Source organism: Shewanella sp. SM87, from assembly GCF_025653705.1.
Lineage (GTDB): Bacteria > Pseudomonadota > Gammaproteobacteria > Enterobacterales > Shewanellaceae > Shewanella > Shewanella oncorhynchi.
This window is the reverse complement of record NZ_JAKKSC010000006.1, coordinates 37,285-49,136: the sequence shown is the minus strand read 5'-3', so window position 1 is coordinate 49,136 and position 11,852 is coordinate 37,285. Positions and strand designations below refer to the sequence as shown.

The following is an 11,852-nucleotide window of genomic DNA, read 5'->3' as shown; positions in this document are numbered from 1 at the left end:
TGTTTCCTTTACGACGACATTGGGTAGACATGGAGTTTAAGACATTGAAACCAATATTCAAACAGCTGTTTAATTGTCTAGTTTTATCTTGTGCATCATTTTCAGCGTTGGCGAACGTAGTCATGACTGAAGGTCATATACGCGCCATGCCTGAGACAGTACCAAATACTGCCGCTTACTTTACGCTTGAAAACCACACAGATAAAGCGATTCGTCTTATCGGTGTCAGTACGACTGTGGCAAAGGATGCCCAATTACACACGATTATCGAAGACCAAGGCATGGTGAAGATGCGCCATGTTGAAGGTTTTGACATCCCCTCCCATGGCACATTAACGTTAACGCCGTCAGGGGATCACGTCATGTTGCTTGGCTTAAAAGCGCCATTGGTGTTAGAGCAACAAGTTGAACTGCAATTAGAGTTTGACGGTGGCGAGAAAATGGCAATTACCCTGCCTGTTAGTAAAGCAGCAGAAAACGCCGCAGAGCAAGAGCATCATCACCATCATTAAGGAGTCGCTTGATGCAAATTACATGGAAAAAAGTTACCGGGGTCGGTTTATTTTTAGTATTAATCGGTTATGGCGTGAGTGTATGGTGGAGTATCGAACCGGATCCGATTAGCCCTCAACAATTAACAGCATCCAATAAGAATATTGTTGGGTACGCTACCACTACATCGCTAATCCTCACTGTCGAAAATTTACTCGATAAGCAAGGTGGTTGGTTATCAAACGATGTGATGCCACCTTCCATCTTCATGGATAACATGCCCGCATTTGAATATGGTGCTTTGGAGCAAGCCCGTGATTTAGCCTTGATTATGCGTAAAGAGTTTAGCCGCTCACAGTCACAATCTGCGGCGGACAAAGATTTAGGCGAAGCCCAATCTAAGCTCAATATTGACCACACTAGCTGGTTAGTACCCAGTGCCGAAAGCGAATATCGCGATGCAATCAAATTGCTGAAGCTTTATCGTGCCCGCATGATGGACCCTAATAATCAAGATGCACAGTTTTATGCCCGTGCTGACAACCTTAATGAATGGTTGAAAGAAGTGCAGAAACGTCTGGGCAGTATGTCGCAGCGTTTATCTGCCAGCGTTGGCCAAGAGCGCTTAAATACAGATCTAGCTGGTGACAATTCGGCGCGTCAATCAACCCCAAATTTGACCAGCCATCAGGTAAAAACCAGTTGGTGGAAAATTGATGATGTCTTCTATGAGAGCCGTGGTGCTTCATGGGCGTTGTTGAACTTTATGCGCGCAGTTGAAGTTGACTTTGCTGACGTATTGAAGAAGAAAAATGCTGAAGTAAGCCTAAGACAGATCATTCGTGAACTGGAAGCGACTCAGCAAACTGTCTGGAGCCCTGTTGTACTTAATGGCAGCGGTTTTGGCTTAGTCGCTAATCATTCATTGGTTATGGCTAACTATGTGTCGCGTGCGAATGCCGCGGTGATTGATTTAACGAACTTGCTATCTCAAGGTTAATTATGAAAAAAACTCTCCTCGCCAGTGCGGTATTAGGATTCTGTATGGCCTCATCTGCCCAAGCGGCAACTGTGGTTGGTTTTACGATTGGTGGTGATTACTGGCGCGCCGATACTAGCGGTACTTTTGCTGATAAAGGTCAACCACAACAAACATTTGATTACAGTTCATCTGCTCAAGGCAGTTATTGGATTGCAGTTGAGCACCCATTGCCATTTGTCCCTAACATTAAAATCCGTGAAAATAGCCTAGATCAGAAAGGCAGCATGTCTGGTGCTGATTTCAACTTCAATGGTCATGATTTTAAAGGTAATGTGACTGCTTATACTGATTTGAGTAACACAGACTTCGTGCTGTATTACGAAATATTGGACAACGACATAGTGTCATTGGACCTTGGTGCAGCATACAAGTTAATGAATGGTTCACTGCGTGTTCAAGACCCTGGCCATCCTGAAGAGAAAGATGTCGATAGCGGTATTGTGATGGGTTACGCCAGTACGCATGTAGGTATGCCTGGCTTAGGCTTGTACGGTTTTGCTGATTTGATGCAGGGCGTTAATGAGTCAAGCGTGCACGACTATGCTATTGGTTTAGGTTGGCAATTTGATGGTTTGGCCGTCGATACACGGGTACGTGTAGGCTACCGTGAATTTTTATTCGATGTGAGTAATTTCTCGGGTGTGAGTGCTGATACTAAATTTAAAGGTTATTTTGCGGGTGTTGAAATCAACTTCTAATTTTGTTGATTTTAACTTCTAAGCATAAAAAACCGCCAAATGGCGGTTTTTTTATATTTAATGACTGAGAGCGTTGTTACTGTGCAATCAAGCCATTATTGATGGCGATAACATCATCTTCATTCAATGTACCCGCAGCTTGCTTTAGTGCAACTACTGAGTTGATGTAGCTATAGCGCGCATCGGATAATTTACGTTTTGAGTCGTACAAGTCACGGGTACGGTTCAAAACATCAACGATAGTACGAGTACCCACTTCGAAACCCGCTTGAGTGGCTTTTAGGGCACTTTCTGATGAAATAACCGATTGCTCATAAGCTTTGATTGAGCTGATAGAAGCACCTACGTTGTTGTAGTTATTACGAACGTTTTTCACTACACCACGGTAAATTTGCTCAAGCTTTTCACTTGCTTCAACATACTGGAATTGTGCTTCATTAACTTGTGAGCTGACTTTAAAACCTTCGAAAATCGGAATGCTTAAGTTGACACCAACGCTGACATTATCAAAATCAGGTTCGTTGAGATTCCCCATTTTTTGCTCAAGACCTTTGTTGTAACCGGCATTTAAGCTTAAAGACGGCATGTGGCCTGCTTGATAAAGCTTAATGGTCTCTTGGGCAATATCTTTACCAATACGTTGAGTCATTAAATCAACACTATTGGTTTCAGCAATTTTTAACCATTCGCTAGATGACGTTGGCGCTGGCGTAACGGCTGAGAAACGGTTGGTATCTAACACATTAATCGTCTTGTGATCGATGCCGGTGATTTCACGTAAGGCTTCATAACTATTGGCGAGCGTGTTTTCGGCTAAAATTTCAGTGGCTGAGGCTAAGTCATATTGCGCTTGAGCTTCATGCACATCAGTAATCGCGGTTAAACCCACTGCGAAACGTTGTTTAGTTTGTTCAAGTTGACGCTCGATTGCGCGTTTTTCTGCACCTTGGAACTCGTAGTTGTCTTTCGCCGTTAATACATCGAAATAGGCTTTAGTGATACGAGTAATCAAGTTTTGTAATGCTGAAGCATAAGCGGAATCAGCTTGAGAAGCGGCTTTCTCAGCAAGACTTAAACCAACCCAAGCACTGTGATCATAGATGACTTGATTTAATTTCAGGCTACCTACTAGACCACTTGCATCATCCTTCGGATCATTCCAAGCTTTGTCATAACCGACGTTTGCACTAATGGTTGGCAACAGCGGAGCGCGGTTTTGCTCGATTTTCTCAAACAAACCATTACGCTGGGCTTGGGCTTGCAATACGAGCGGGTCGCTGGTCAGTGCTTGCTGATAAATTTGCAACAAATCATCTGCTTGCACCGCTGAAGCGGAAGCCGCAAGTGTTAATGCTGCGCATAAATTATGGATCTTAAATTTCATTTGCTGTCCTTATTAGACAAAATCCCCCCACGGAGGAATATTTTAACTTCGTTTAGACTAAGTAATGCCTTTACCAAGGCGGTTTGCGCTTCCCGACGCTTCCCGATACAGCTAAAACTTAATGACCTAGAGTCTAAGAACTCTGACACTTTCAAGTCAAATTCGAAGTGTAACAGATTTTATTTTAAAAATGTGCTCAAATTGCCTTGATTGTAGGCGCAAATTTAACTTTTAAGGATAGAGTATGAAACCCCCTGTTTTTTCGCAAACGGATATTGAGATCTTAGGAAAAAAATCCCTTTATCAAGGGTTTTTCTCAATGGATGAATACACTTTCAAGCATAAATTATTCGCTGGTGGCTGGAGTAAGCCTGTCACTCGCGAAGTGTTTGAACGGGGTCATGCTGTGGTCGTCCTTCCCTATGATGCCAAGCAAGATAAAGTCGTACTCATTGAACAGGTACGCTTTCCTGCATTAGCAACCACTAAATCTCCTTGGCTTCTTGAGTTAGTCGCGGGTATGATTGCGCCCGCAGAAACGCCTCTGGATGTTGCACACCGAGAATTAATGGAAGAAACTGGCTTAATGGCTAAGCAAATACACAGTGTAAATAGCTATTTAGCGAGTCCAGGTGGTAGTACAGAACGTTTCTATTTCTATTGGGCTGATGTCGATTCAAACAACGCCCGTGGATTGCATGGATTAGCTGAAGAGCACGAAGATATTCGATTGCATGTCATGAGCCGCGAGCAAGCTTATGAGCGAGTGGTTGCGGGTGAGATCGATAATGCGTCGACCGTTATTGGATTACAATGGTTACAATTGAACTATCAGCAACTGGTTTAAGTTGGGATGAATTTGGCTACTTCGAGTCTAAAACGGCGCTATAAACCCAACGTCAGTGATTTTTTAGCACTGTGCGGGCGTAATTATGGTTACATGTTGAAATGGTTACCGTTAGAGATAGCTATCGGTGAGTCATGGCGACTCGAAGGTGAGTTTGGTATATTAGTAGTACGAATTTTAGAAAATACCAAATATACTCAGCTAGTTGAGATATCTCGTCCCATCGAAATCAAGGAGTTTATCAATACTCCCAAGGTGTTAATGAGAATTTATCACGATGCTAAATTAGCAGAAGTGTTAACTGGCCAACAGATTTACCAATTACGCCCAGTGTATGATTATCCCAATGTACGCATGTATCAAAGTGATGAAAAGTACCAGGTGAATGCATTCCTGGGAGAGTTATTAAAGATTGGTTACCAACACAGTGTCGTGTGCCAGTCTTAGAATTGGGTATTCAATGTGCTGAAAGAGGCTGTCTCTTACTCCATAGCTGAAGGGGAAAGCGTGCGTATCGTGCAAGTCACAGATCCGCATCTTTTTGCCGATCCTGAAGCTCAGCTATTAGGAGTTAATACTAGCAAAAGTTTTGCTGCCGTATTAAATACGATTAGAGCTGTGGACTATCCTGCTCACTTGATGCTCGCCACGGGCGATTTGAGTCAAGACTATTCGGCTGAGTCCTATCAGCAATTTGTGAAAGCAGTCACCCCCGTTGGCTTACCTTGCCATTATCTTCCTGGAAATCATGACGATCCACGGATCATGTATCTGCACATGCAGGGTGAACAGATTTTTGGGCAGCAGCGTATTCTGGCGGGAAACTGGCAAATCCTCATGTTAGATTCAACCGTGCGGGGAAAGCCTGGCGGCAATATGGCCGAGACTCAGTTCGAATTAATTGATGAAGCCATTGCCGCACATCCTGAATGCCATACTTTACTGGTGATGCATCACAATCCCATCGTTGTGAATTGTACTTGGCTGGATCAGCACAGCATGGACAATGGCGCCGAGTTTATCGCGCGAGTGGCAAAGTATCCGCAGGTCAAAGGATTGCTCTGGGGACATGTGCACCAATGTATTGATACCCATCATAATGGGCCCCATGGCACGTTGCAGTTGATGGCGACACCTTCCACTTGTATTCAATTTAAGCCGTTATCGCCTTATTTTGCCTTGGATGGCGTTCAACCGGGTTATCGTTTGCTGGAGTTGAAAGCCGATGGTAGCATCAACACTAAAGTGTATCGCGTACCGGGTAACCATTTTTCCCCCGACAACAACTCTAGCGGTTATTAACGCGAATAGCCGCAGCCTGAGGAAATATGCTGCTTTATATTCACGGTTTTAATAGCTCTCCATTTTCAGATAAAGCTGTGACGACGGCTAAGTACATGGCGCAGCATCACCCTAGTGTGGCCTTCCATCAGCCCCAATTGCCTAATACGCCTAAGGCTGCGATGGTGCTCTTAACCGCTTATGTTGAGGCGGCGATTGATGCCAAAGAGCCATTAGCTTATATAGGCTCATCTTTAGGCGGGTATTTCGCCAGCTATTTAGCCGAAACCTATGGTGGCAAAGCGGTGTTAGTTAATCCTGCGGTAAAACCCTTTGAGTTGTTCGATGAGTTTATGGGGCCGCAATTCAATCCTTACACTGAACAGCATTATCTTGTCTTACCTGAGCATAAGTCTGAAGTCGCTGAATTTAATACGGCTGTGATCCGCAATCCGGATCGTTTTTTGGTATTATTGCAGACAGGTGATGATGTGCTGGATTATCGCGAAGCGGTCAATAAGTATCATCACTGTCAATTGCGAGTTGAAGCGGGTGGTGATCACAGCTTTGTTGGTTATGAGTCGCATCTGCAAACTGTAAGCCAATTTTTACACTTACCTTGACAAACTGACATGCCGAGCCGCAACATGGCCGGATATAACAACCTATAGCGTGCCCTATGACAAATCAATACACCTCTGACGCCATTGAAGTTCTCAACGGACTCGATCCTGTTAAACGCCGTCCAGGTATGTATACCGACACCTCCAGACCGAACCATTTGGGCCAAGAGGTCATAGATAACAGTGTCGATGAGGCATTGGCAGGTCACGCGACAAAAATTGAAGTTGTTCTACATACAGATAACTCCCTCGAAGTCACTGATGATGGCCGTGGTATGCCAGTGGATATCCACCCAGAAGAAGGCATTCCTGGGGTTGAGTTAATTCTGACCAAATTGCATGCTGGCGGTAAATTTTCGAATAAAAACTATCAGTTCTCCGGTGGTTTACACGGTGTTGGTATCTCGGTGGTTAACGCTTTGTCGCGCCGTGTCGAAGTCACGGTTCGCCGTGATGGCCAAGTGTATGACATCGCTTTTGAAAATGGATTTAAGGTTGAAGATTTACGCCCAACAGGGACCTGTGGTCGACGTAATACGGGGACTAGAGTGCATTTTTGGCCCGATGCGGGCTATTTTGATTCGGCTAACTTCTCAAATTCAAAACTGATTTATCTGCTGCGGGCTAAAGCGGTACTGTGTCCAGGTTTACGGATTAAATTCACCAATAAACAGACAAACGAAGTCCATGAATGGTTCTATGAAAGCGGCCTAACTGATTATTTAAAGGCGGCTATCGGTGACAATTTAAGATTGCCAGAAGAGCCGTTTGTGGGTTGCTTTAAAGGCCAACTAGAAGCCGCAGATTGGGCCATTACTTGGTTGCCTGAAGGCGGAGAATCTATTGGCGAGAGTTATGTTAACTTAATTCCGACTCCGCTCGGTGGTACCCATGTGAATGGTTTCCGCCAAGGTTTATTGGAATCGATGCGGGAATTCTGTGAGTTCAGAAATTTAATTCCCCGTGGCATTAAACTTTCACCCGAAGATATCTGGGATCGCGCCGCGTTTATATTGTCGGTGAAGATGCAAGAACCGCAATTCGCTGGTCAAACAAAAGAAAAGCTTTCTAGTCGCCAATGTGCTGCTTTTGTGTCTGGCGTTGTGCGTGACGCATTCTCACTCTGGTTGAACTCAAATACCGAGTTAGCTGAATCCTTAGCCGAAATGTGCATTAATAATGCCCAGAGTCGTTTAAAGGCTGCCAAAAAAGTGGCCCGCAAAAAGGTGACTTCGGGACCTGCACTGCCGGGTAAGCTGACAGACTGTAGTGGCCAAGATCCGATGCGCGGAGAGTTATTCCTCGTGGAAGGGGATTCTGCGGGTGGTAGTGCTAAACAGGCCCGCGATCGTGAGTTTCAAGCCATCATGCCGCTGCGTGGCAAAATCTTGAATACCTGGGAAGTCGATGCTTCACAGGTGTTAGCTTCACAGGAAGTCCATGATATTTCGGTCGCGATTGGTTGCGATCCCGATAGTAGTGATATCTCTGAATTACGTTATGGCAAGATTTGTATCCTTGCGGATGCCGACTCAGACGGACTGCACATTGCTACCTTGTTATGCGCGCTATTTTTGAAGCATTACCGTATCTTAGTTGAGCAGGGTCATGTGTATATTGCTATGCCGCCGTTGTTCCGTATTGATATCGGCAAAGAGGTTTATTACGCCTTAGATGAGGCAGAAAGAGCGGGTATTTTAGACCGTATTGCCGCTGAGAATAAAAAGGGTAAGGTACAAGTCACCCGCTTTAAGGGCTTGGGTGAGATGAATCCTTTACAACTTCGTGAAACAACGATGGATCCAAACACCCGTCGTTTAGTACAGTTGACGATAGATGACATCGAAGAAACGGATGCTTTGATGGATATGTTGCTCGCTAAGAAGCGTTCGCCGGACCGTAAAAACTGGCTTGAAGATAAGGGTGACATGGCTTTACTTTAATGTTGTGCACTATTGCCGATAACAATAAAACATAGGCATAAAGAAAATTACAATGTTGTATATTAAAACTAATAATTATAATTGCTTAAAGGTGTTTTCTGCCGGTTTTACGCTCTTAGCGAGTGTGACGTTATTGCTCTGCAATAGCGCCTTTGCGGGTTCCCAATCGATCATGATTACCGTTGCTAAGGGGTTTGGTTTATCGCTTTATGCCTCGGATATTGGCGATGCTAAGCAGATGGCGATGGGGGCTAATGGCACTTTATTTGTCGGTTCCAATAAGAGCGGCACTATCCATGCTCTCGTTGATAGTAATCAAGATGGTCGTGTCGATAAGCGCTATGTGATAGCCAAAGGGCTTGAATCACCCGATGCGATTGCATTCCACAATGGTGACTTGTTTGTCGCCACTGAAAATCAAATCGTGCGCTTTGTTGATATTGAGCAAAGATTGCGCCGCCCGAGTCGACCCAAAGAGATTTACAGTGACTTGCCTTACTCAGAGAAGAAAAGTTCTCGGGCAATTAATTTTGGCCCAGATGGCCGTTTATATGTGTCTATTGGTGCGCCCTGTAACGTCTGTGAAGCGCCAGTGCCTTACAGTAGTATCATAGCGATCAATGTCGATACAGGCGCGAGTGAGCAGATTGCGGCTGGTGTGCGTGATGCAAGTGGATTTGATTGGTCGCCAATAGACAAAAAATTATGGTTTGCCGATCAAGGCCGTGATTGGATGGGGGACAACTTGCCACCCGATGAGATTAACCGCATCGATGTGATAGGGAGTCATTATGGCTTCCCTTATTTACATGCCAGTAGTGTTGTCGAACCCGCCTATGAAAAACCGAAAAATTTAAAAATCACTCTGCCAATGTATGAATTGCCAGCCCATGTTGCACCCACGGGACTTGCATTTTATCGCGGCAGTCAATTTCCCGATATTTACCATAATCAGTTGTTTGTCGCCGAAAATGGCTCGTGGAATCGTTCGAGTAAAGTTGGCTATCAAGTGGTGATGTTGAAGATTGAAGATCAAAAAGTGGTGAGTCGTGAAACGGTTGTTAGTTTCCTTGACGGTGAATTTCCCGTTGCTCGACCCTTTGCGCTGTTATCGGCATCCGATGGTGCTATGTACATCTCTGATGATTTAAAAGGTAACGTGTATCGCTTGTTTTATAAGGGCGATAGTACTGAAGAAACACAGGAACTAGAAGAAAATGAGTGACGCTATCAAGTTAAGTCTCGATGGGGTAGAGCAAATGCCATTGCGGCGCTTTACCGAAGAGGCTTATCTGAACTATTCCATGTACGTCATTATGGACCGAGCCCTGCCACACATTGGTGATGGACTTAAACCGGTACAGCGTCGAATTATCTATGCGATGAGTGAGTTAGGTTTATCGGCTCAATCTAAGCATAAAAAGTCGGCTCGTACGGTTGGTGACGTATTAGGTAAATACCATCCTCACGGCGATAGTGCCTGTTATGAGGCTATGGTATTGATGGCGCAGCCATTTTCATATCGCTACCCGTTAGTCGATGGCCAAGGTAACTGGGGTGCCCCCGATGATCCTAAGTCATTTGCGGCTATGCGTTATACCGAAGCACGTCTCTCTAAATTCTCTGAAGTGTTACTCAGTGAACTGGGACAAGGTACGGTCGAGTGGGGTGCTAACTTCGACGGTACTTTGAAGGAACCTAAAGTACTGCCTGCACGTTTACCGCATATCTTACTCAATGGTATTACTGGTATTGCCGTAGGTATGGCGACGGATATTCCGCCGCATAACGTGAGAGAATTAGTCTCCGCCTGCGTAGCATTGCTCGATGATCCTAAGCTTGAACTCGAGCAATTGATGGCCTTTGTACCAGGTCCTGATTATCCAACTGAAGCCGAGATTATTACCCCGTCTGCCGATATTGCAAAAATTTATGAGTCGGGCCGTGGGTCATTAAGAGCACGTGCGGTTTACACTGTCGATGGCGGTGAAATCATCATCACGGCGCTGCCGCATCAAGCCAGTAGCGGTAAAATCTTAGAGCAAATCGCCGGTCAAATGCAGGCGAAGAAATTGCCTATGGTGGCCGACTTACGCGATGAGTCGGATCATGAAAACCCAGTGCGTCTTGTGGTGGTGCCTCGCTCCAATCGCGTCGATTGCGATCAACTGATGGCGCATTTGTTTGCCACCACAGATTTAGAAAAGAGCTTTAGAGTTAACTTAAATGTGCTGGGTCTCGATGGGCGTCCGCGAGTTAAAGGGTTGAAAACCTTATTAACTGAGTGGTTAGAGTTCCGCGTTGATACGGTTAAACGTCGTTTAGAATATCGTTTAGACAAGGTGGTATCGCGGTTACATATACTCGAAGCCCTAATGATCGCTTTCCTCAACATTGATGAAGTGATCGAGATTATTCGTTTTCACGATGATCCTAAAGCTGAGTTGATGGCCCGTTTTTCACTCAGTGATAAACAAGCCGAATCGATCCTCGAGTTAAAGTTACGGCATTTAGCTAAGTTAGAAGAATTTAAGATCACGGCCGAACAAAATGAGCTTGAAGCCGAACGCGAAAAACTGGAGCAGTTATTGGGCTCAGAGCGTCGCTTGAAGACGTTGATCAAGAAAGAATTAATTCAAGATGCCGAAACCTATGGCGATAATCGTCGCTCGCCAATCGTATTGCGTAATGAGTCCAAAGCATTAACTGAACAAGAGTTAACGCCGACAGAAGCCGTGACTGTTGTCTTATCTGAAAAAGGTTGGGTGCGTTGTGCTAAGGGCCACGATATCGATCCTTTGTCGCTCTCCTATAAGTCTGGCGACCAATATCTATGTAGCGCGATGGGACGTAGCAATCAGGCCGCAGTGTTTATTGATTCGTCTGGGCGGGCTTTTGCGACGGATAGCCATACTCTGCCATCGGCCCGTAGCCAAGGTGAGCCTATTACGACTCGCTTCAATATGGCTCCTGGCGAAACCATGCAGCATGTGTTGATGGGTGAAGAAGACCAATGTTACTTGTTAGCAACGGATGCGGGTTACGGTTTTATTTGTTCATACAACGATATGGTGTCGCGCAATAAGGCGGGTAAAGCCTTGCTGAGTCTACCAACAAACGCTAAATCATTAACGCCTAAGTTGATCGACCGCACTAAAGAAATGTCACTGCTAGCGATTACAAACGAAGGGCGGATGTTACTGTTTTCGCTAGAAGCGTTACCGCAATTATCCAAGGGTAAAGGTAATAAAATTATTGGCATACCAACCGAAAGGGCCAAGAATCGCGATGAACTTATGACGCATTTACAATTAGTGCCGAGTGATACGCCGGTTACCTTGTGGGCAGGTAAGCGCAAACTCACACTGAAGCCAAGCGATCTTGAGCATTATCGAGGTGAACGTGGTCGTCGTGGTGCAAAATTGCCTAGAGGATTACAACGTGTCGATAGCGTTGAATTAGGTGACGGCGGTGATGCTTTAGCGAGCATCTAATGCTTTGTAATGGTTTCAATGCTGTAAAGAATTAAATGGGTTAACTAA

11 protein-coding genes are annotated in these 11,852 nt (G+C 45.0%); 10 read left to right on the top strand and 1 reads right to left on the bottom strand.

Translation table 11 applies throughout. The features are described from left to right. Positions 1-29: 29 nt before the first annotated feature. From L5M11_RS06455 to L5M11_RS06445, 3 genes are read left to right on the top strand one after another with little or no spacing between them, the layout of a single operon-like run. Complete coding sequence (locus tag L5M11_RS06455) at positions 30-512, top strand: copper chaperone PCu(A)C (RefSeq protein ID WP_028761867.1); 483 nt, start codon at positions 30-32, stop codon at positions 510-512. A gap of 11 nt (positions 513-523) precedes the next feature. Beyond that, positions 524-1,492 carry a DUF2333 family protein gene (locus L5M11_RS06450; protein WP_105251468.1) on the top strand — a complete coding sequence of 323 codons (969 nt, stop codon included), beginning with the start codon at positions 524-526 and terminating at the stop codon, positions 1,490-1,492. A 2-nt stretch (positions 1,493-1,494) separates the two neighbouring features. Continuing rightward, positions 1,495-2,232 (top strand): TIGR04219 family outer membrane beta-barrel protein, encoded by a 738-nt coding sequence (locus L5M11_RS06445; protein WP_028761742.1) that lies wholly within the window; start codon positions 1,495-1,497, stop codon positions 2,230-2,232. A 76-nt stretch (positions 2,233-2,308) separates the two neighbouring features. Here the strand turns inward: L5M11_RS06445 and tolC are convergent, their stop codons facing one another. Next, a complete protein-coding gene (tolC, locus tag L5M11_RS06440) occupies positions 2,309-3,616 on the bottom strand; it encodes an outer membrane channel protein TolC (RefSeq protein WP_105251469.1) in 1,308 nt (435 codons plus the stop codon). 244 nt (positions 3,617-3,860) lie between these two features. On the opposite strand from tolC, the gene nudF reads away from it, so the two are divergent. Genes nudF through parC form a run of 7 tightly spaced genes read left to right on the top strand, consistent with a single transcriptional unit; the run spans position 3,861 to position 11,804 of the window. Beyond that, the gene (gene nudF, locus L5M11_RS06435) at positions 3,861-4,463 is read left to right on the top strand and encodes an ADP-ribose diphosphatase (protein ID WP_263191675.1); all 603 of its coding nucleotides are present in this window, start codon (positions 3,861-3,863) and stop codon (positions 4,461-4,463) included. Positions 4,464-4,469: 6 nt separating this feature from the next. Continuing rightward, entirely contained in the window at positions 4,470-4,910 is a 441-nt protein-coding gene (locus L5M11_RS06430) for a DUF1249 domain-containing protein (protein WP_263191674.1), read from the top strand. 15 nt (positions 4,911-4,925) lie between these two features. Beyond that, positions 4,926-5,765 carry a 3',5'-cyclic-AMP phosphodiesterase gene (cpdA, locus tag L5M11_RS06425; RefSeq protein ID WP_263191672.1) on the top strand — a complete coding sequence of 280 codons (840 nt, stop codon included), beginning with the start codon at positions 4,926-4,928 and terminating at the stop codon, positions 5,763-5,765. Between the two features lie 26 nt (positions 5,766-5,791). Continuing rightward, complete coding sequence (locus L5M11_RS06420) at positions 5,792-6,367, top strand: YqiA/YcfP family alpha/beta fold hydrolase (RefSeq protein WP_263185673.1); 576 nt, start codon at positions 5,792-5,794, stop codon at positions 6,365-6,367. Between the two features lie 56 nt (positions 6,368-6,423). Further along, a complete protein-coding gene (gene parE / locus L5M11_RS06415; protein WP_263181661.1) occupies positions 6,424-8,310 on the top strand; it encodes a DNA topoisomerase IV subunit B in 1,887 nt (628 codons plus the stop codon). A gap of 52 nt (positions 8,311-8,362) precedes the next feature. Beyond that, positions 8,363-9,535: a PQQ-dependent sugar dehydrogenase gene (locus L5M11_RS06410; protein ID WP_105251474.1), complete on the top strand. Its 1,173-nt coding sequence runs from the start codon at positions 8,363-8,365 to the stop codon at positions 9,533-9,535. Beyond that, positions 9,528-11,804 (top strand): DNA topoisomerase IV subunit A, encoded by a 2,277-nt coding sequence (gene parC, locus L5M11_RS06405; RefSeq protein ID WP_198573784.1) that lies wholly within the window; start codon positions 9,528-9,530, stop codon positions 11,802-11,804. The genes L5M11_RS06410 and parC overlap by 8 nt, the downstream gene beginning before the upstream one ends. Positions 11,805-11,852: the final 48 nt, after the last annotated feature.